The organism is Rhizobium rosettiformans W3 (assembly GCF_004912135.1).
Lineage (GTDB): Bacteria > Pseudomonadota > Alphaproteobacteria > Rhizobiales > Rhizobiaceae > Allorhizobium > Allorhizobium rosettiformans.
In genome coordinates this window covers 41,122-60,007 of record NZ_STGU01000008.1, presented here as the reverse complement: position 1 = coordinate 60,007, position 18,886 = coordinate 41,122, and the positions used below count along the sequence as shown (strand labels likewise).

Below are 18,886 nucleotides of genomic sequence, written 5' to 3'. Positions count from 1 at the left end.
CAAAGTTGAACGGCTCAGTTTCCTGCAGCGATCCGGCGGACCAGGCTGCGGAAGCTCTCCACATCACCGTCCGCCTTGTCGAGGAAATCGATCGGGAAGAGAACCGCTTTGCGATTGGCCTCTGACAAGGAGGAGCTCTCAAGATCCTGTTCGGCGGCCTGCCTTGCCTCCGACATCGCCTGATGGAGATCCTCGGCGTCCAGAATGCCTTTCTCGATCATGCGACGGACAAGTGCGGATATGGCGAGGTAGAGACCTTCCAGTTGCGGGTTCGCGGTGTTCATCTTCTACTTCCGCTTAGGGTCGTGGGTATGGTGCGTATCCCGCTCGCCACCACCGCCCGAGACGTCGCTATGGTGTTTACGATCCGATTTCGGGGCGGGCTTTCTACTTCCAGAGGCGCCTTGGCATTCTCGTGCGATGCGCCCGGTCCGCCCTGGCGGATAGTCGATGGGCTTTTTGTCGATGTCGACATCGTTTGCTCCTATCGGTCCTGCTGATATCCCTGATGGGTCGTGTTGACCTTGCTGTTGCCCTGCTGGCCCAGCTTGTCGGGGTTCTTTTCCGGCGAGAAATGCTGCTCCTCGCCCTTCTTCATCGATCCGGTCTCGCCGGTCCCCTTGTGGCTGCGGTTTTCCTCCGGAACGGGTGGCAGTTTGCTGTTCATGATGATGCTCCCGTCAATCGATCCGTCGCTTCGGATCGAGGTCGACACCCTGTTCGGTTGGTTCTTCGTCGGGGTCGTCCTGCTTTGCCAGTTCGCGCTCGATCGTCCGCCGGTCACCCTCGGGCGGATCCGGCTGCAAACGGTGCGGTTCGGCGGTTTTTTCTGCGGTCATATGAGCCTCCTCCATTGGTCATGCCTACCGAACGTCAACGGCTTTCTGCGGTTCCCGAGAAACTGATGCTCTGGCGTCGGAACCTGGACGGTCCACCGCATGTTTCTCCTGTCCCCAAAACGGAGATAGCTATGAGCGAGAAGATCGAAAATGCCGGCAAGCCGGAGCCGGATGAGGAGACGACCAAGGCCGAGGACATGCCTGCGGCCGGGCCGCACGACAAGGAGGAGCTTCAGGATCCGATGAAAACGCCGGGCACGGGTTCCTTGCCGGATGTCGGCTCGCAAGGGGCGGATGTCGGCCCCGATTGAGATAGCCTCAAAGACGAAGGCCGGTGCGCAAACACCGGCCTTCTATTTGGTCTGAAGCTGATACGATACGCTCAGATGTTCTCGGCGACACTTTCGTGGGCCAGACGTTCTTCCGCTTCGCGTTCTTCCCGATTGTATTTGATCGAGGACCAGAGGGAGATACCGATCAGCGCCGCGCCACCAAGGCCGGTGATGACTTCCGGGATATGCACCAGCGTCTGGACATACATGATCACCGACAGGATCAGGATCGCGTAGAAGGCGCCGTGCTCCAGATAGCGGTATTCCGCCAGCGTGCCCTTTTCGACCAGCATGATGGTCATCGAGCGCACATACATGGCGCCGATGCCAAGGCCGATCGCGATAATGAACAGGTTCTGCGTCAGGGCGAAGGCGCCGATGACGCCGTCGAAGGAGAAGCTGGCGTCCAGCACTTCCAGATAGATGAAGGCGCCAAGGCCACCCTTCGCCGCCTCGCTCATGGCCTTCTGGGATGCGTCGAGCAGGCCGCCCAGCACTTCGACGGCGAGAAACGTCACAAGGCCGTAGATCGCCGAATAGACGAAGGTGGTGGCTTCCTCGCCCTTGAGAAGGTTGGAGAACAGTAGGATGAGCAGCAGCACAACGGCGATCTCGATGCCCTTGATGGAGGCCGAGCGCGCCATGTGCTTTTCAAGCCATTCGATCCAGTGGACGTCCTTCTCCTGATTGAAGAAGTAGGTGAGGCCGACCATCATCAGGAAGGTGCCGCCGAAGGCGGCGATCGGAAGATGCGCATCGTTCATGATGCGGGCATATTCGGCAGGCTCGCGCGCAGCGAGAATGACCGCTTCGATGGGGCCGATATTGGCCGCGATGACCACGATCAAAAGCGGAAAGACGATGCGCATGCCGAAGACGGCGATGATGATGCCCCAGGTCAGGAAGCGATGCTGCCAGACCGGCGTCATGTCCTTCAGCTTGTTGGCATTGACGATCGCGTTGTCGAAGGACAGTGAGATCTCAAGCACAGCAAGGACTGCACAGATGAAGAAGACTGTGGCCATTCCGGCGATCGTCCCGGACGACTGCCAGCCGAGAACGCCACCGAGAACCAGACCGATCGCAGTGACGATGAAGGCCCAGCGGAAATAGCCGAGGGTGGAATTGGCCCCTGTTGCTGCTGAGGTGCTCATACGCGGTCCTCCAGGCTCGAGGACACAGAAATGGTGGAGATGCGAAGCGCCCTGCACGCCTTCGCACGAAGCATGATCCAAGTGTTCATTGTTCTAGAATCCGCCGGCTCAAATTGCTGGCGGTACCGACATCACGAGAGCGCCGTAAACTCTCGCCAGAGGGGCCCGGCACCAGGTTCGGACGCGGTGATGCTGAAATCACGGCGCCTCACGTTCTTGTTAACGAACATTGCCCCGACGTCAAGATTTATGGCGTTCGGGGGCAAACAGTTGATCGTATCGGCCAACAGCGATGGGCAGGTTGGCTTCTTACTCCGGCAGGCCGAAGGAGGAGCATCCATGGACGACAAGCATTCTAGTACCGGCCTCGACCGCTTTGTCGATGCGCAGAAGGACCTTTACCCTCAAGCGCTGCGCGAACTCCAGTCGGGGCAGAAACGCAGTCACTGGATGTGGTTCATCTTTCCGCAGCTGACGGGGCTCGGACGTTCGCCAACGGCGCAGTATTTCGCACTTACGTCGCTCGACGAGGCGCGAGCCTATCTTGCGCATCCTGTCCTCGGGGAACGCCTGCGCGCGGTCACCAGCGCGGTGCTCGCGCACTCAAACCGCAGCTTGGGAGAGATCTTCGGACAGCCTGACGACATGAAGTTTCAGTCGTCCATGACGCTTTTTGCCGAGGCAGCCGAGCCGGGTGCGGGCACGCTTTTCCGGACCGCCCTGGAGGTGTTCTGCAATGGCGAGCCGGACCGAGCAACCTTGCGGCTTCTCGAGGATCAGACCGGGCCGAGCAACAGCTGAGGGTGAACTGCCAGGCTGTTGCTGACCGTGCAGATCTCTTCGGCGCGGCGGGCAATCAACCACTGCTGTTCTGATGGGATCTCGCCGTGGAAGGTCATTCGCACGGTGAAGCCGACAAAGCGGGACGGCTCGTCCGCGGACTTTTCGCCGCTGACGTCGACTTCGAGACCTTCGAAGGTGTCCGAGAACCCGAGCTCCCGGGCTGCGATCCGCGCGCTCATGCTCATACAGGCCGCGAGCGACGCCAGCAGCAGGTCCAGCGGGTTGAAGCCGGCTTGGGCTGGGCCCGTCACGATCTGAAGTTCACCGCCTGTTGCCGAGCGGATTGACGGATAGCCCATCCGGCCCAGGCTGGCCGTTGCACCGATCGGCCGGCTTCTCAGATCTGCCATTTGTGTCCCCATCCTGATTGCGGATCAGAATAGGGGCACGAGATTGTCGCGACAAGGCAGGTCAGATGCTGCTGCCGATGCGGGCCGTGCCGGTCTGGCCGTTGTCGCGGATCCATTTCAGGCGCTTATCGCCGGTGCGGATCAGTTCGAAGCACATCGGCTCGCCCTTGTACCAGCTGGTGAACTGTTGGCAGAGGCGATCGCCATTGATCCACCATTTGCCCTTGTCATTCGGCTTGGCGAAGCGGCCAAGACCCAGAGCCTCACCGGAGCCGTCAACCTGGCCGTTGGGTCGATAGTTCAGCGGAAATTCGCCGCCGAAGGGAACAGCGAGATAGATGCGTTTGCCGATGATCTCGCCTTTGATGTCATTGGCAGTGAAGCGCTCGTTGGCCATGGCGGAGGGCACGGCGAAAGCGAGCGTCAGGAGCGTAATCAGTCCGGCGCGAAAGCTGCTGGTCATAACGAAGGTCTCCCGTTCAATGGGGTTAACGGGGTCTTTTACGCTCCGCATCAACAGCCGGATCACGCGCGGCTGTCACAGATGCTTCAATTGCGGACAAAGACATTGACCGAGGCGGCCCTTCCCTCGGCATCGATGACGGTCAAGGTGGACTGGCCGGTTCCTTCCGGATGCCACTCCCCGGTTCTGCGCCGGGTGGATTCGCTCATCGGCTTGCCGTTGACCAGCCAGCGGAAAGGCGCGCGGCCGGCCTGCATCTTCATGACAACAGGCAGAGCTTTCCCATCTGCACTCTTTCCAAGCTCCAGAACGGATCCCTCCAGCGGGTAGACGATCTGCGGCGGGCGCTCGCGCGCCGAGACGGAGATGAGGCCGTTCGAGTCCACCGAGAATCGCCGCAGGGACTGCGGCAGCTCGGAGGCGGCGATGCGATTGGCGCCTGCCGGCGCGCGGGGCAGAGCCGTGCCTGCGAGCCCGGATTTGGCAAAGGCTTCGAACAGGATCGGGGCTGCCGTCTGATATCCCGAGATGCCGGGGACGGCGGCATTGTCCGGCCGGCCGATCCAGACGCCCAGGACATAGCGGCCGTCATAACCCACCGACCAGGCGTCGCGGTAGCCGTAGCTGGTGCCGGTCTTGTAGGCGATGCCGGCGGGCGGGCTGCCGGTTGGCGGCAGGACGTCGCCGAGCACGTCGGCGACCGTCCAGGCGGCTGTGGGTTCGAAAAGCGGCTCCTCGTCGATCAGTTCGGCTTTGTCGCGAATGCCGTCGCCGAGCCGGACGGGCTGCTCGCGGTTGGCGAGACCGGCATAGAGCTGCACCAGATCCTTCAGCGTGATCCCGGCACCACCAAGAGCAATCGCGAGGCCCGGGGCCTCGTTCGGTGGGAGCTTCAGCGTCACCCCGGCGCGGCGCAGGCGCACCATCAGGCGGGAGGGGCCGACGGCATCGAGCAGGCGCACGGCGGGCACGTTGAGCGACAGCTGCAGCGCCTGGCGGATGCTGACGTCGCCCTGGTAGTGCATGTCGAAGTTCTTCGGGCGATAGCCGAAGAAGTCGGCCGGGCGATCCTCGACGATGGTTTCCTGGGCGACGAGACCCTGCTCGAAGGCGAGGCCGTAGATGAAGGGTTTCAGCGCAGAGCCCGGAGAGCGCTCAGCCCGCGTCATGTCGATCCATCCGGAACGGGAGGCATCGAAATAGTTGGCCGCGCCGACTTCGGCGACGATCTCGCCGGTGGTGGCATCGGCCATCAGCAAAGCGAGCGAGACCTTCGGGTCGAGCTTGCGGCCCGCTTCGAGTGCTACCTTTTCCAAGGTTTCCTGGACCGGGCGGATAATGGTGGTCTGGTGGGTTTTTGCCGCGGGGGCCTTGCGTCGTGCGGCTTCCGCCAGGTGGGGCGCAAGGGCTGGAAGTTGACGCCGTGCGGTGGGGAGTGATGCGTTGAAGGCGAGTTCGACTTCCATGTCGTCGACAACGTCGGCCTCGCGGGCGCGTTCGAGAACCCGCTTGCGGGCTTCGAGTGCGTTGTCGCGATAGCGGTCCGGGCGGCGCCTTTCCGGCAGCTGGGGCAATGCGACCAGGAGGGCCGCCTCTGCTGTCGACAGGCGTTTGGGTTCCTTGCCAAACCAGGAGAGACTTGCCGCGCGCACGCCTTCGAGATTGCCGCCATAGGGGGCGTGGGTGAGATAGAGGTTGAGGATTTCCGTCTTCGACAGGCGCCGCTCGATCTGGATCGCGCGGGCGATCTGGATGAGCTTGGCGCTGATCGAGCGTTCCCGGCGCGGCTCGATCAGGCGTGCGACCTGCATCGAAAGCGTCGAGGCGCCGGAGACGATGCGGCCATTGGCGGCAAGCTGCCAGGCGGCTCGCCCCAGCGCCAGAAGATCGACGCCGGAATGGCTATCATAGCGGCGATCCTCATAGGCGACGAGCATTCGCAGCAAGGCCGGATCGACGTCATCGATTGTGGTTTCAAGCCGCCAGAGGCCCTCGCGGGTCGCGAAAGCGCGCAAGAGCTGGCCGTCGCGATCGAGGATCTCGGTCGAGACCTCCAGCGCCGCGTCCAGCGGGGGAGGGTAGTTTCTGTCTGCCCAGTCGAGCCCAGCGAGCGAGGCGGTGGCCGCGATGGCGACCGCCCCGATGCTGATCCCGATGCGCCGCGCCCGACCCATCAGGGTGCGGTCGAGACCGTCATCGCACCGGCTGCCGTGCGCGCCGACAGCTGCGGGCGATACATGTCTTCGACGCTGGCTGCTGGGAGGTCATAGGTGCCCGGCGTGACGGCGCGAACGACATAAGCCAGCGTGATCGTGCCGTTCTCGCCCGCGCCGCGATTGATGGCTGCCACGAAGCGGTCGCTGCGGAATTCGAGATGCGCCGTTTCGGTCACGCCGATCCAGTCGAAGTTGGCGAGGGCGGCGCTGTCGACCAGGCTCGGATTGTCGATCTCGAAGCCGGCGGGAAGCAGATCGGTCACCAGCAGTTGCGCCGGCCATTCGTCTTCTTCCGTCACCTCCAGCACGACGACGTAACGCTCGTTCTGGATGACCTCGGTGATATTGGCCTCTTCGCCGGTGAGGCTATAGAAGGTCTTGCTGATCGAGAAGCCTTCGCCGCCGGCCGCCGGGGGCAGCACGGGTGCTGCGACCGTGGTGATGGCGGCGCTCACCGGATCGAGGCCGGTATTGGTCAGCGTCAGCGGCGCCTGCAGGAGCGCGTCGCCGGGGATCGTGGCGGCATAGGCGCCGGTCTTTTCCGCACCGTTGACGTCCAGCTTCAGACCCTTGTCGTCCTGCTGCAGTGCGCGGGCGGCGAGCAGCATCCAGGTCTGTTCCTGGGTGCTCAGCGTCTGCTTCGCCTTCCACTCGTCCGCCACCACCTTTGTCAGGATCGGGACGACCGGCGGAACCGGCCGGCTTTCGGCGGCAAGCGCCAGAACGCCTGCGGCATCGCGAAGGGCAGATCCATAGTCGGAGCGCGAGAAGCTGACCGGCGTCAAGCGGGCCTGTTCGCTCATGCCAGCGGCATCGAGGAAGACGCCGTTGGCGCGTTCGCTGTCGCCGTAGAGCGACAGGGCTGCGGCCAGATGCGCTTTCGAGAGCGGCGTCGGGAAGTCGCCCAGCATTGTGTCTGCGTAGTAGCGCAGATCGCTGAGAGAGGCCTTGCGGCTGCGGGCGAGCACGTAGAGCGCATAGGCGATCTCGTTGCCGCGCGTGCGGATGTCGTTGTCATAGGCGATGCGGTTTTGCAGGTTCTGCAGCGCCTGGAGGAGGGCTTCTTCCGGCACGTCGAACTTCTGCTCGCGGGCACGGGTCAGGAAGTCGGTGACATAAGCGTCGAGCCAGAGGCTTTCAGAACCCGGTGCCCAGAGGCCAAAGGAGCCGCTCGATGACTGATAGGCGAGCACGCGCAGGATGCCATCCTGAACGCGCTTGTTGATCGCCTCGTCTTCCGGCAGGCCGGAGAGCTTGGCCAGTTCATCGAAATAGAGAAGCGGCAGCGCGCGGCTGGTCGTTTGCTCGGCGCAGCCATAGGGATAGCGGTCGAGCGCCATCAGCAGGCCCGGAATGTCGAGGCCATCGGCACGGGCAATATTGAGGCTGACCGAGGCGCCCTGCAGCAGGCTGTCGGCGAGCAGGTTGCCATCGACGGTCAGGCTCTTGCCCGGTGCGAGCGCAATGACCTGCCGCTCGGTGATCGGCAGGGTTGCCGGGCGCACCGGAAGATCGAGGGACTGGCTGACGGCAATACCGTCGGCGCCGGAGAGAGCGATGTCGATGACGCCGTCGCCGGGTGTATTGGCGGTCAGCGGCAGGGTGACGGTGGTCGTCTCACCTGAGGTCAGCGCGACTTCCTGGGTGTCCGCGCCGCCAACGCCGACCGGATCGTTGCCGGTGACGGCGAGCGTGTAGGTGCCGGATGGTGCATCCGTCGCCGCGATGTCGAGGCGCAGACTGCTTTCGTCGTCGGGCGCCAGGAATTTGGGCAGGCTGGCCGTGACGACGACCGGATCGCGGATGATCACGTCTGTCTCGCTATGGCCGACGCCGGTCTTAGACCAGGCCCAGGCCATGACACGCGCCGTGCCATTGAATTGGGGTATGTCGAAGGAGACGGTCGCCTTCCCGTCTCCGTCGAGCTTCACGGGCCCTGAGAAGAAGGCCACGAGCTTTTCGCGCGGGGGGTTGCCCTGAAGGGCGACCTGTCCGCCGTCACCACCGGTGCGCAGACGCCCGGTGGCGCCCAGCGAGCCATCGATCAGACGGCCATAGAGGTCGCGCAGTTCAAGGCCGAGGCGGCGCTGGCCGAAGTAATGGCTTTCCGGATCGGGTGTCTCGTAGCGGGTGAGGTTGAGGATGCCGACGTCGACGGCGGCGACCATCACATAGGCTTCCTCGCCGATGCCGGCCCCGGTCACTTCCACGGGGATTTCCAGCGGCTGGCGGGGTAGCGTCTTTTCCGGCGGTGAAAGCTTGATGGCTAGTTTGTCGGCACCCGGATCGACCGCGAGCCAGGCAATGCCGATCGCACGCGCCGGCATCCGGCTTTCCTCGGCATCACCTGGACGGAAAAGGGTTGCCGTCACATAGGCCCCGGCGCCAAAATCGGCAGTCACAGGGATCTCGATTTCCGTGCCGGTGGCCGGGACATCGGCAACCTGTGTGGAAATCAGAGCATCCGTGCCGGAGGTGACTATGACCTGGCCGGCAAAGCGCGGCGAGATCTTGAGTTTCGCGGTGTCGCCGACCTGATAGGAGGGCTTGTCCAGGCCGATTTCGAGGGCATCCGGCGTCTCGGTGGAGCTTGCGGTGACGAACCAGCCGGCATCGAAATCGACGCTGGTAACGGCGCCACCCTGTTCGACCTCCAGCCGGTGGCTGCCCCAGGTGACCGGTACCGAAAGCGCGGTGCCATCGGAGGCGATGTCTGTGGTGCCATCGGCCACGAGCTTGGTCGTGGTGATCGGTTCGTAGCGCCAAGACGAGCCGTCGCGGTACCACTGATAGTTCCGCTCCAGCTTGATCAGCTTCCAGCGGGCGCCCGCCAGCGACTGACGCTGACCATCGGGGCCAAGCGCGATCAGGTTGAAGGCGGCATTGGTGTTTTCGGCGAGATCGCCCTCGAATTCCGGCTTGATGCCGATCATAGGACCTTCCGGCGTGACCGGCAGGGTCAGCTTGCGCTCAACCGCGCGGCCGCCGCCTTCGCGCAGACGCAGCACCACGTCGGCATTCAGGAGCCGCGTCGTGGAAGGCAGGTCGGTGAGGGAGACGTCGATGTTGGCGAGACCGTCGTCATCCAGCGCGTCAAGGCCTTCGAGCGGTACGCGCATGTCCTCGATGCCTTCTTCGTCCGAAAGGCCGAAGCTGTAGCGATCAAAGTCCGGATGGCTCGTCGTCGGGCGGATGACGACTTCGCCTTCCAGCGTGAGACCTGCTGCCGGCGCGCCATAGAGGTAACGTCCGTCGGCGGACACCGTCACGGCCTCCTCAGGCGAGATCGCCGTGGCTTCGCTCGAGAGTTTCAGGTCGAGCCGGTCGGGCACGAAGTCATCAACCAGGAAGGTCGACTGCGCGATGGCCGGCTTCTTGGGGTCGGTGTGGATTGCGACCGTCCAGGTGCCACGCATGGCATTGGCCAGGATGGGCAGATCAACGGCGTAACCACCGAGTGTCTCGCTCGTCACGGCCATGCGGCGGAATTCAACACCATCCGGTCGCGAGAAAAGGAAAGTCAGCGGCAAGCCGGAGATGGCATCGGCATTGGTGTCACGGGCAAGGGCTGCTGCGTGCACGGTTTCGCCAGGGCGGTAAATGCCGCGTTCGGTCCAGGCGAGGATATCGACCGGACCCGGTGCCGGGCGACCGGTAACGCCACGGTCGGAGAGATCGAAGCCGGCGCGGGTCATGTCGAGGAAGACGTTGTCGTCTGCACCGCTGCGGGCCGCGATGACGGCTGGCGCCAGTGCTGCGCCGCCGCGCACCAAACCGGCGTCGAAGCGGGCACGGCCTTCGGCATCGGTCGTGGCGGTTGCCAGGATCTCGTTGTTCTTGGCGATCAGCTGCAGCTCAATGTTCGGAAGCGGGCTGGCCGTTGCCAGCGAGCGGGCGAAAACGTGCAGGCCATCAGTGCCGGCAAAGGTCGAAAGGCCGATATCGGAGACCACGAACCACTGCGTTGCACGGCTGTCCCAGTTTTCGGTGACTGAAGTCGGCGAGACGGCGGTCAGAACGTAGATGCCGGGCTTGCGGGTGGGCAGCGCTTCCTGCAACGGAATGCTTGTAACGACTTCTTTGTTCTGCTCGTTGGCGATCTCGACCGAGCCCTGCCAGACGAGTTCGCCCAATTCATCCTTCACGCGACCGGCGGTATAGCCGTCCATCTGGGTGAGGAATTGCGACGATGCCAAAAGCGGGGCGATGTTGCGGTCGCCGATGCGATAGAGCTCGAGATTTGCGCTTTCGCTGTTGATGGATACCAGCGGAATGCCCTGACGTGCGGAGGAGGGGAGAACAAAGGCGTCGCCGGTGAAGCGCACTGTGGCGCTGCGGTCGCGGACATAGACCTCGAGTTCGACAGGGGCTTCCAGGTTCTCGTCCACCGACGAGGGCAGGCCGGCGCGAAGTGCGAGGCGATAACGGCCGCCATGCTCCAGGCCTTCAACGCAGATCTGGTTGTTCTTCGCTTCGAGCGCCTTCGGCGTCTTGCCGTCGAGGGTGACGAAAGAGGAATAGTCGACGCCGCGCTTGACAAGCGGTTCTGAGAATTCGATGCAGGCGCGCGGCGACGCGCTGTCGGAATCGACGGTATTATTGACGACGCGGAAGCCCTGGCGGGAGCGCAGGTCTTCGAAGGCGGCGCGCACTTGCGCATTCGATGCGAGTTCAAGGCTTGCCTTGTAGGCGCTCAGCGCAGGGCGCCAGTTCTCGCTATTCTCAAGGGACTTTGCCAGCGTGGCGAGCGCGTCCGCGCGGGTCGAGGCCCCGCGGGTCAGCTGATAGCCGTTGATCGAGGCCATCGCGCCTTCATTGGCCATTGAATAATTGCCGGTCACGGTGTTCGCCATGCGGGCCAGTTCGAGCCAGAGTGCCGGATCCTCAGGATCGATCGAGAGAGCACCCTTCAGGGATATGAGCGCAAAATCGACGTTGCCGCCAGTGAAGGCTGATCGCCCGGTTTCGATCAAGGCTTCGCGGCCCCAGCCGTCCTGTTCCGGCGCTATCGTCAGCCTGTCACGCTGATTGCGGGCCTCGGATTTCACATAGTCCGAGACGAAGCCAAGCGCCGGCGGCGCGCCGATGTCCTCTTCGGCGGCCTGGACGACGATACGGCCTGCAATCGCTCCCGGGAAGCTGTTCAGCTGGTCATAATCGGATTTCAGAAAGCACCAGTTCACTTTCGGATTGAATGTAAAGGCGCGGCAGGCGGAGTCGCCGATGCAGCTTGCCTCGCATTCGTCGATGGAGACGTTCTTTTCTGTCCTCAGATCGAAGCCGAAATAGTCGGCGTCATCAATGCGTTCGATGGTGCGGATGTCTTGCGCGGAAGCGGGGAGGGATATCGGGACAAGAGCCAGCGCGAGTGCGAGAAATCCCGAAAAACGGTGTGTGAACATGGTCCCCTCCGAGCCTGATCATGGCTTTCGAAGGTTAGTCTTTGCTCATGACGGTAGGTTGTCAATCGGCACAGGACACAGGCGCTGAGTCATTTCTGGGTGTTCTCAGCCGCATGCGGGACGCGGCTCGCTGAAGGTTCTTGCCTGCTCCAGTATCCAGGCCGAAAAGCTGCTGGCCGGCCCATAGGCCATCTTCGAAAGCGGGCGAACAAGGTAATAGGCGCTCGAACTTTTCACCTCGTGATCCCAGGCGCGAACAAGCTGTCCGCTCGCCAGTTCCGGTTCGATCAGGAAGGTCGGGACGAGCGCAATGCCGAGCCCTGCATGGCAGGCCTGGACTACATTGGAGAACTGTTCGAAGCGCATGCCACCGCCTCGACCGTCACTGATGCCCAGGCTTGCGAACCACTGCTCCCAAGCCCTTGGCCGGGATGCCATGTCGAACAGCGGCTTGGCCAAAAGGTCTTCCGGTTTGGCGACCGGATTGTCAGCAAGGAAAGTCGGGCTGCAGACCGGGGCCACGATTTCATGCATCAGGAACTGGCAATCGGTGCCAGGCCAGTTCGGTTCCCCGATATGGATCGCTGCATCGAGGCCCGAACCTTCGAACTCGAACTGGCCAATGCGGGTGGCGAAGTCCATGATGATCGCCGGGTTCTTCGCCAGGAAGTCGGGGATGCGCGGCATCAGCCAGCGGGTGCCGAAGGTCGGCAGGATGGCGAGGCGCAGATGGGTGTCGTTGCGCGTCGCCATGGCTTCGAGCGAGAGCGTGCGGATCGTGGCGAGCGCGTCGCCTATGCCCTTGGCGTATGTGCGGCCAATCTGTGTGAGTTCGACGCCGCGGTTCGTGCGCTCGAAGAGCCTGACGCCAAGCTGATCCTCAAGAAGCCCGATCTGGCGGCTGATGGCGCCTTGGGTCAAGGCGAGTTCATTGGCGGCGGCGGAAAAGCTGCCGAGCTTGGCCACGGAATCGAAGGCCGCGAGGGCGCTTGTCGAAGGCAGGAAACGACGCTGGTGTGTGAGCATGCGATATGAATAGACCTAATAGCAACATGAGTAAACATGGCTTGAATTGTGCTCAGTCATGAGCAATGTGGCAGGACGAAACAATGGATGAGACCGATGAGCGAGATGCGACCCTTTTCCTGGAGTGATCCTTTCCTGATGTCCGAGGTTCTCAGTGAGGATGAGCGGATGATCCAGGACGCAGCGGCGGCATTCGCCAAGGCTGAGCTCGCGCCGCGTGTCTCAGACGCCTATTTGGGTGAAACGGTCGAGCCAGAACTCTTCCGCCTCATGGGCAAGGCCGGTCTTCTCGGCGTGACGCTGCCGGAGAAGTATGGCGCTGCCGATGCCAATTACGTGTCCTATGGCCTCGTGGCGCGTGAGATCGAGCGCATCGACAGCGGTTACCGCTCGATGATGAGCGTGCAGTCGTCGCTGGTCATCTATCCGATCTATGCCTACGGTTCGGAAGAACAGCGGGACAAGTATCTGCCAGGCCTCGTTTCCGGTGAACTCATCGGCTGCTTCGGCCTGACTGAGCCGGATGCCGGCTCCGATCCGGGTGGCATGAAGACGCGCGCCGAGAAGATCGAGGGCGGCTATCGCCTGCGCGGCTCGAAGATGTGGATTTCCAATGCGCCGATCGCCGATGTCTTCGTCGTCTGGGCGAAGTCGGAAGCCCATGGCGGCGAGATCCGCGGCTTTATTCTCGAAAAGGGTATGAAAGGCCTTTCCGCACCGAAGATCGGCGGCAAGCTTTCGCTGCGGGCTTCCGTCACCGGCGAGATCGTCATGGATGGCGTTGAAGTCGGCGAAGATGCGTTGATGCCGAATGTCTCCGGTCTCAAGGGACCGTTCGGCTGCCTCAACCGCGCCCGTTACGGAATTTCCTGGGGTGTCATGGGCGCGGCCGAAGACTGCTGGCATCGGGCTCGCCAGTATGGCCTCGACCGCAAGCAGTTCGGCAAGCCGCTTGCCGGCACGCAGCTCTTCCAGAAGAAGCTGGCCGACATGCAGACGGAAATCGCGCTCGGCCTGCTCGGTTCGCTGCGCGTCGGTCGCCTGATGGACGAGCACCAGTTCGCGCCGGAGATGATCTCGATCGTCAAGCGCAACAATTGCGGCAAGGCGCTCGATATCGCCCGCATGGCCCGCGACATGCACGGCGGCAACGGCATCCAGATCGAATATCACGTCATGCGCCACGCGCAGAACCTGGAAACCGTGAACACCTACGAAGGCACGCATGACGTGCATGCGCTGATCCTCGGGCGTGCGCAGACGGGCATCCAGGCCTTCTTCTGATCGCTCATTCGAGCCTTACCAGTCTGGCGTCCCTGACTATTTATGGGTTTGGGTGCCGGACTGTCGCATTCTTGCGTCACTGCCGAAACTCCAAGATTTCAGCTTAAACATTCATATACTTGTCCGGCCATAGAAACACGTTCAGAAGCCGGGAAGATTGCTTTATGCTGATAAGCGGCGATTCCTGCTTGAGGAAGCAGGGGGCGGGTGCTTGGCACCACAGCCGGTTGTGGAGGAGGCGCCATGTATGCTCTGACAGTGCTCGACCATTCCGCGCTGGAGGTGTTCCGCAGCGAGCACCCTTGGTTGGAGTTTCCCGAGGCAATTTCCGAAGTCTGCGTCTATTTCGATGACAATGGCAGTCCGACGCGTCTCACGGCGCTCCAAACCGCCTCTGGCGGCGAAACCGTTCCTGCCAATGTCGATGCCTTCGGGGCCGACATCATTCTCAGCCTCATCCGCTACGCGCCGCAAGGGACGGCAAAGCACGAGGAATGTCCCGAGGAGCGCAAGATCTGGGCCCTGCTGGAGGAATTGCCGGTTGCCGACGGGTCAAGGCCGGTGGAGGCCGTCGAGGCCGAGCGCGCCGAGATGCTGCAGGATGCCTATGCGCTGATCCATGAGATTGCTCTTGGCAAGATCAAAGCCCTGCTGGAAAGCGCAAAGAGCCCGCGGGAGACGCAGCGTCTCACGCATGCGATCGACAGGCTGCCGGCGCGGCTCGAGAATGTCGATGACACGCATAAACCGCAGTTTCTGGAAATCGATCTCTGGCGCTTCGTGGCCGTCCTTCGCGATGAGTGGGCCATGCCTGCCGATTACGAGATTGCTTCGGGCGATGAGGGCGAAGGGCCGTCTCGTGAGATGATCGAGCAGGCCGAAACCACGGCGCTCTCGGGGCCTGTCATCCAGGCGCTGTTCGACCTCTCGCCGGTTGCCTTTTCGATCTCCAGCATTGGGCAGAAGAGCTCGCGCTATGTCCGGGTCAACCAGGCCTATCTCGATCTCGTCGGCAAGAGCTGGGACGAGATCGGCGGTAGCGAAATGGTGGCCTCCGGCGTCGTTTCCGGCAGCGAGGCGAGGGCTGAGCGGCTGATGCTGCTTGACCGCGATGGCGGCTATACCGGGCAGCGTGGTGAGATCCGCGACGGAGCCGGCAACATGATCCCGGTCGTCATTTCCGCCCGGCGTATCTCGGTCGCCGGGCAGCTCTATGATTTCGAGGTCCTGCAGCGCGCTTCGGGCGCCTGACCTCCAACTTCTGACCTCTGGGCTCAGGCCCGGCGGAACAGGGCCAGCGATCGTGCTTGCAGCTGGAAGGGCTTGCCTTCTTCCGCAATATCACCGCGTCGCTCGGTGTCGAAGGTCGTCAGTTCCAGTTGCCAATTGCCGCCTCCGGTTTCCGGCAGGACAAACTCGATGTCCTCGGCAACCGGGTTGAACAGCAGAAGTACTTCCGGCCAGGCGCCTTCTTCCGTTTCGAGATCCTGTCGCAGCAGCTTCAAGGCCAGCGGGTTGCCGTCGAGCCAGTGCTCTGCCTCCTGATGGCCGCCCTCGACATGATACCAGTCGATGATCATGCCATCGCGCCAGCTCTCACGACGCAACAGGGGCTGGGCCTTGCGCAAGGCGATCAGCCGTCGGCTGAACTCTCTCAGCTCTTCGCAGGCCGGCGGCAGGTCTTCCCAATGCAGCCAGCTGATCTCGCTGTCCTGGCAATAGCCGTTGTTGTTGCCCATCTGCGACCGGCCGAATTCGTCGCCGGCCAAGAGCATGGGGGTGCCATGCGAGAAGAACAGGGTGGCCAGGAAATTGCGCTTCTGCCGATCGCGGATTGCGTTGATCTCCGCATCGTCGGTCGGTCCTTCGTGGCCGTAATTGTGGCTGCGGTTGTGGTGGTGACCGTCGTTGTTGTCCTCGCCATTCGCCTCGTTGTGCTTTTGATCGTAGGAGACGAGGTCGTTGAGGGTGAAGCCGTCATGGGCCGTGATGAAGTTGACGCTGGCCCAGGGACGGCGGCCGCGAAGGTCATAGATATCACCGGAGCCAAGCAGCCGGGCGGCGAAGTCCTGAGAGGTGTTGTCCGCATTCAGCCAGTATTCGCGGGTGGAGTCACGATACTTGTCGTTCCACTCGGCCCAGCCCGGCGGGAAGCCGCCGACCTGGTAGCCGCCGGGGCCGATGTCCCAGGGCTCGCCGATCAGCTTGATCTTTGACAGCACGGGATCCTGTGTCACGGCGTCGAAGAAGCCGCCACGCTGGTCAAAGCCCTCCGGCTCGCGGCCGAGGATGGTGCCCAGGTCGAAGCGGAAACCGTCGACATGCATCTCTTCAGCCCAGTAGCGCAGGCTGTCCATCACCATCTGCAAAACGCGGGGATGCGAGGTGTTGACCGTGTTTCCCGTCCCGGTGTCGTTGATGTAGTAGCGGTGATTGTCGGGCAGTGTGCGGTAGTAGGAAAAGTTGTCGATGCCCTTGAAGGAAAGGGTCGGGCCGAGTTCGTTGCCTTCCGCCGTGTGGTTATAGACGACGTCCAGGATGACCTCGATGCCGGCATCGTGGAAGGCCCGCACCATGTCGCGGAAGCCGTGGAGACCCTTGGGGCCGTAATAGCGGCTCGCCGGCGAGAAGAAGCCGATGGTGTTGTAGCCCCAGAAGTTATGCAGCCCCTTGTCCATCAGGTGACTGTCGTCGGGGAAAGCATGCACCGGCAGGAGTTCGATGGAGGTGATGCCGAGGCTCTTCACATAGTCCACGGCCGCCTTGTGGCCGAGGCCTTCGAACGTGCCGCGCAGGTTTTCCGGGATTGCCGGATGGAGCTTGGTGAAGCCCTTCACATGCGTTTCGTAGACGATGGTCTCCGCCCAGGGGATCATCTTGAACCCGTTCGTCTCGCGGCTTTCCGCCGGATCGATGACGCGGCATTTGGGGGAGCAGTCCGCACTGTCGAGTGCGTTGAAGGAGAGATCCTTTTCCTCGGCGTCGAAGTCATAGCCGAAATGGGCCTTCGACCAGGCGAAGTCACCGACGATCTCTCGCGCATAGGGATCGAGCAGCAGCTTGTTCGGATTGAACCGATGACCGTTTTCCGGGTCGTACGGGCCGTGGACGCGGTAGCCGTAGAGTTGGCCCGGCTTCACGCCCGGCAAATAGCCATGCCAGACCTCATTCGTATATTCCGGCAATTCGACCCGTGCGATCTCGACACTCCCGCTCTCGTCGAAGAGGCAGAGCTCGACGCGTTCGGCATGGGCGGAAAACAATGCGAAATTCGTTCCCTCCCCATCAAAGCACGCGCCCAGTTTGTGCCACTCGCCCGGCGTGACATGAAAATGCGTGCTCTTGGCGTCCATCTGATCCTCTGATGTCTGGAGTTGCGCAGCTTAATCCGCAAGGCCCTGTCTTTGTTCCGCGCCGTGAGCGGCCAGGAACTTTCGTTTCTTTCGCCGGTTTGCTTGCGACACGACAGGCCCTGAAACACCAGAGGAGATGGCAATGCCAGCGAAGTCGAAAGCACAGCAAAAGGCAGCCGGTGCGGCCCTTGCGGCCAAGCGAGGGTACGCGAAGGTCTCCGATCTGAAAGGCGCGTCCCGCAGCATGGAAAAGAGCATGAGCGAGAAGGAACTCGAAGATCTCGCTTCCACGAAACGCAAGGGCAAACCCGAGCATGCGGACGATCGTTCATGAACGGGGCTGAATTCGAGAGGGATACCGCCCTCGTCACGGGGGCCGGGTCCGGAATTGGCAAAGGTGCTGCGCTGAGGCTCGCAAAAGGCGGCGCCTTTGTTGGCCTTCTGGGTCGCACGGAAGACGAGCTTGAAGAAACGCTTGCCGAGATCCGGGCCGGTGGCGGCGACGGCATGGTACTGGTCGCCGATGTCAGTCAGGCGGATCAGATGGCGGAGGCGGTCGGCCGTCTGATCGACGCACGAAAAGGTCTGCAGATCGTGGTTGCGAATGCCGGGATCAACGGGACATGGGCGCCTATCGACGACCTGAAGCCCGAGGAATTCGACAAGACGATCGCCATTAATCTGCGGGGCACCTATCTGACCCTGCACCATACGGTGCCATTCCTGAAGAAGACCGGCGGGTCGATCATCGTCATGTCCTCGATCAACGGGACACGGACCTTCACGACGCCCGGTGCCACCGCTTATTCGGCGACCAAGGCGGCACAGCTCGCCATGGTGCAGCAGCTGGCGCTTGAGCTGGGGCGCCACGGCATCCGCATCAATGCGATATGTCCCGGCGCCATCGAGACTGAGATCGACGACAACACGAATGTTCGTAAAAAGCGCCAGACGGAGGTGCCGGTCGAGTTTCCCGAAGGGGACATTCCTCTGACTGGCGGCGAATCCGGCACGATTGAGGATATCGCCGATGTCGTGGCCTTCCTTGCTTCCGATGCCTCAAGGCATGTGACGGGAACCCCGATCTGGGTTGACGGCGGCCAGAGCCTGCTTCGATAGCGACTACTCGTTCTCGTCAGGTTTCTCTGGCAGCTTGTTCTCGATTACCCGAAGGAGCCAGAGAACAGAGAGGGCAAAGCCCGTGGCAATGAGGCCGATTTGCCAGAAGCCCAGACCACAGGACAAGCCAATGGCGCCGGCGAACCACAAGCCGGCGCCCGTCGTCAGGCCATGCACTTCGCCTTTCGCATAGACGATCATGCCTGCCGCCAAAAAGGCGACGCCCGCTGTCACCGCTTCGATCAGGCGGATCGGGTCGAGCCTGACTTCGTTCTCGTTGAAGGCATTGTGGTGCGCGATTTCGATTGTGAGGATGGCAACGATCGCCGCCGAAAGACAAACGAGGATGTGCGTCCTCAAGCCCGCAGCATGGCTCTTCCACTCTCGTTCGACCCCGATCGCCGCCCCGCAGGCCATGGCGATCAGCAGTCGAACGATAATGGCAGACAGCTCCAGAAAAGTCGCCGAGCCAAAGCTGTTCAATTCGGCGGGCATGTCGTTACCG

The 18,886-nt window shown here is 62.3% G+C and carries 17 protein-coding genes and 1 pseudogene; 6 read left to right on the top strand and 12 right to left on the bottom strand.

Annotation, left to right across the window (positions count from 1 at the left end):
* Positions 1-14: 14 nt before the first annotated feature.
* From FAA86_RS15180 to FAA86_RS24635, 4 genes and pseudogenes are all read right to left on the bottom strand, one after another.
* Complete coding sequence (locus FAA86_RS15180) at positions 15-284, bottom strand: hypothetical protein (protein WP_136541924.1); 270 nt, start codon at positions 282-284, stop codon at positions 15-17.
* 3 nt (positions 285-287) lie between these two features.
* A pseudogene (locus FAA86_RS24965) lies at positions 288-475 on the bottom strand (hypothetical protein).
* Positions 476-484: 9 nt separating this feature from the next.
* Entirely contained in the window at positions 485-667 is a 183-nt protein-coding gene (locus FAA86_RS15170; protein WP_136541922.1) for a hypothetical protein, read from the bottom strand.
* 13 nt (positions 668-680) lie between these two features.
* Entirely contained in the window at positions 681-839 is a 159-nt protein-coding gene (locus tag FAA86_RS24635; RefSeq protein WP_167495001.1) for a hypothetical protein, read from the bottom strand.
* Between the two features lie 131 nt (positions 840-970).
* Here FAA86_RS24635 and FAA86_RS15165 point away from each other — a divergent pair, with 131 nt between their 5' ends.
* On the top strand, positions 971-1,150 hold the full coding sequence (locus FAA86_RS15165) for a hypothetical protein (protein WP_136541920.1): 180 nt from the start codon (positions 971-973) through the stop codon (positions 1,148-1,150).
* 71 nt (positions 1,151-1,221) lie between these two features.
* Here FAA86_RS15165 and FAA86_RS15160 read toward each other — a convergent pair whose 3' ends face one another.
* Positions 1,222-2,325, bottom strand: a complete 1,104-nt coding sequence (locus FAA86_RS15160; protein WP_136541918.1) for a DUF475 domain-containing protein — start codon at positions 2,323-2,325, stop codon at positions 1,222-1,224.
* A 189-nt stretch (positions 2,326-2,514) separates the two neighbouring features.
* Here FAA86_RS15160 and FAA86_RS15155 point away from each other — a divergent pair, with 189 nt between their 5' ends.
* Positions 2,515-3,126, top strand: a complete 612-nt coding sequence (locus tag FAA86_RS15155; RefSeq protein WP_342774135.1) for a DUF1810 domain-containing protein — start codon at positions 2,515-2,517, stop codon at positions 3,124-3,126.
* On the opposite strand, the gene FAA86_RS15150 is transcribed toward FAA86_RS15155, so the two are convergent.
* The 5 genes from FAA86_RS15150 to FAA86_RS15130 all read right to left on the bottom strand — a co-directional run bounded on the left by FAA86_RS15150 (position 3,102) and on the right by FAA86_RS15130 (position 12,625).
* Positions 3,102-3,518 (bottom strand): OsmC family protein, encoded by a 417-nt coding sequence (locus FAA86_RS15150; protein ID WP_136541914.1) that lies wholly within the window; start codon positions 3,516-3,518, stop codon positions 3,102-3,104. The two genes, FAA86_RS15155 and FAA86_RS15150, sit on opposite strands and share 25 nt — an antisense overlap.
* 61 nt (positions 3,519-3,579) lie before the next feature.
* The gene (locus tag FAA86_RS15145; protein ID WP_113460972.1) at positions 3,580-3,981 is read right to left on the bottom strand and encodes a hypothetical protein; all 402 of its coding nucleotides are present in this window, start codon (positions 3,979-3,981) and stop codon (positions 3,580-3,582) included.
* A gap of 86 nt (positions 3,982-4,067) precedes the next feature.
* On the bottom strand, positions 4,068-6,155 hold the full coding sequence (pbpC, locus tag FAA86_RS15140; protein WP_136541912.1) for a penicillin-binding protein 1C: 2,088 nt from the start codon (positions 6,153-6,155) through the stop codon (positions 4,068-4,070).
* On the bottom strand, positions 6,155-11,599 hold the full coding sequence (locus FAA86_RS15135) for an alpha-2-macroglobulin family protein (RefSeq protein WP_136541910.1): 5,445 nt from the start codon (positions 11,597-11,599) through the stop codon (positions 6,155-6,157). The genes pbpC and FAA86_RS15135 overlap by 1 nt, the downstream gene beginning before the upstream one ends.
* 105 nt (positions 11,600-11,704) lie before the next feature.
* Positions 11,705-12,625, bottom strand: a complete 921-nt coding sequence (locus FAA86_RS15130) for a LysR family transcriptional regulator (protein WP_136541908.1) — start codon at positions 12,623-12,625, stop codon at positions 11,705-11,707.
* A 105-nt stretch (positions 12,626-12,730) separates the two neighbouring features.
* Between FAA86_RS15130 and FAA86_RS15125 the strand changes: the two genes are divergently transcribed.
* Both FAA86_RS15125 and FAA86_RS15120 read left to right on the top strand, forming a co-directional pair.
* Positions 12,731-13,909, top strand: coding sequence for an acyl-CoA dehydrogenase (locus FAA86_RS15125; RefSeq protein WP_377344433.1), 1,179 nt, complete (start codon positions 12,731-12,733; stop codon positions 13,907-13,909).
* A 243-nt stretch (positions 13,910-14,152) separates the two neighbouring features.
* On the top strand, positions 14,153-15,160 hold the full coding sequence (locus FAA86_RS15120; RefSeq protein ID WP_136541904.1) for a diguanylate cyclase: 1,008 nt from the start codon (positions 14,153-14,155) through the stop codon (positions 15,158-15,160).
* A 23-nt stretch (positions 15,161-15,183) separates the two neighbouring features.
* Here FAA86_RS15120 and glgX read toward each other — a convergent pair whose 3' ends face one another.
* On the bottom strand, positions 15,184-17,262 hold the full coding sequence (gene glgX, locus FAA86_RS15115) for a glycogen debranching protein GlgX (protein ID WP_136541902.1): 2,079 nt from the start codon (positions 17,260-17,262) through the stop codon (positions 15,184-15,186).
* Positions 17,263-17,404: 142 nt separating this feature from the next.
* Between glgX and FAA86_RS15110 the strand changes: the two genes are divergently transcribed.
* Entirely contained in the window at positions 17,405-17,596 is a 192-nt protein-coding gene (locus FAA86_RS15110; RefSeq protein WP_136541900.1) for a DUF3008 family protein, read from the top strand.
* Entirely contained in the window at positions 17,593-18,381 is a 789-nt protein-coding gene (locus tag FAA86_RS15105; RefSeq protein WP_136541898.1) for an SDR family oxidoreductase, read from the top strand. The genes FAA86_RS15110 and FAA86_RS15105 overlap by 4 nt, the downstream gene beginning before the upstream one ends.
* A 3-nt stretch (positions 18,382-18,384) precedes the next feature.
* Here the strand turns inward: FAA86_RS15105 and FAA86_RS15100 are convergent, their stop codons facing one another.
* Positions 18,385-18,876 (bottom strand): MgtC/SapB family protein, encoded by a 492-nt coding sequence (locus tag FAA86_RS15100; protein ID WP_136541896.1) that lies wholly within the window; start codon positions 18,874-18,876, stop codon positions 18,385-18,387.
* Between the last annotated feature and the right edge of the window lie 10 nt (positions 18,877-18,886).

What these genes read in the sequence shown, in the direction of transcription:
- FAA86_RS15165 (WP_136541920.1), top strand. Translation starts at nt 971, where the DNA reads ATGAGCGAGAAGATCGAAAATGCCGGCAAGCCGGAGCCGGATGAGGAG.
- FAA86_RS15125 (WP_377344433.1), top strand. Translation starts at nt 12,731, where the DNA reads ATGCGACCCTTTTCCTGGAGTGATCCTTTCCTGATGTCCGAGGTTCTC.
- glgX (WP_136541902.1), bottom strand. Translation starts at nt 17,262, where the DNA reads ATGGACGCCAAGAGCACGCATTTTCATGTCACGCCGGGCGAGTGGCAC.
- FAA86_RS15100 (WP_136541896.1), bottom strand. Translation starts at nt 18,876, where the DNA reads ATGCCCGCCGAATTGAACAGCTTTGGCTCGGCGACTTTTCTGGAGCTG.
- FAA86_RS15145 (WP_113460972.1), bottom strand. Translation starts at nt 3,981, where the DNA reads ATGACCAGCAGCTTTCGCGCCGGACTGATTACGCTCCTGACGCTCGCT.
- FAA86_RS15135 (WP_136541910.1), bottom strand. Translation starts at nt 11,599, where the DNA reads ATGTTCACACACCGTTTTTCGGGATTTCTCGCACTCGCGCTGGCTCTT.
- FAA86_RS15105 (WP_136541898.1), top strand. Translation starts at nt 17,593, where the DNA reads ATGAACGGGGCTGAATTCGAGAGGGATACCGCCCTCGTCACGGGGGCC.
- FAA86_RS15150 (WP_136541914.1), bottom strand. Translation starts at nt 3,518, where the DNA reads ATGGCAGATCTGAGAAGCCGGCCGATCGGTGCAACGGCCAGCCTGGGC.
- FAA86_RS15180 (WP_136541924.1), bottom strand. Translation starts at nt 284, where the DNA reads ATGAACACCGCGAACCCGCAACTGGAAGGTCTCTACCTCGCCATATCC.
- FAA86_RS15155 (WP_342774135.1), top strand. Translation starts at nt 2,515, where the DNA reads ATGCTGAAATCACGGCGCCTCACGTTCTTGTTAACGAACATTGCCCCG.
- FAA86_RS15130 (WP_136541908.1), bottom strand. Translation starts at nt 12,625, where the DNA reads ATGCTCACACACCAGCGTCGTTTCCTGCCTTCGACAAGCGCCCTCGCG.
- FAA86_RS15160 (WP_136541918.1), bottom strand. Translation starts at nt 2,325, where the DNA reads ATGAGCACCTCAGCAGCAACAGGGGCCAATTCCACCCTCGGCTATTTC.
- FAA86_RS15120 (WP_136541904.1), top strand. Translation starts at nt 14,153, where the DNA reads ATGTATGCTCTGACAGTGCTCGACCATTCCGCGCTGGAGGTGTTCCGC.
- FAA86_RS15170 (WP_136541922.1), bottom strand. Translation starts at nt 667, where the DNA reads ATGAACAGCAAACTGCCACCCGTTCCGGAGGAAAACCGCAGCCACAAG.
- FAA86_RS24635 (WP_167495001.1), bottom strand. Translation starts at nt 839, where the DNA reads ATGACCGCAGAAAAAACCGCCGAACCGCACCGTTTGCAGCCGGATCCG.
- pbpC (WP_136541912.1), bottom strand. Translation starts at nt 6,155, where the DNA reads ATGGGTCGGGCGCGGCGCATCGGGATCAGCATCGGGGCGGTCGCCATC.
- FAA86_RS15110 (WP_136541900.1), top strand. Translation starts at nt 17,405, where the DNA reads ATGCCAGCGAAGTCGAAAGCACAGCAAAAGGCAGCCGGTGCGGCCCTT.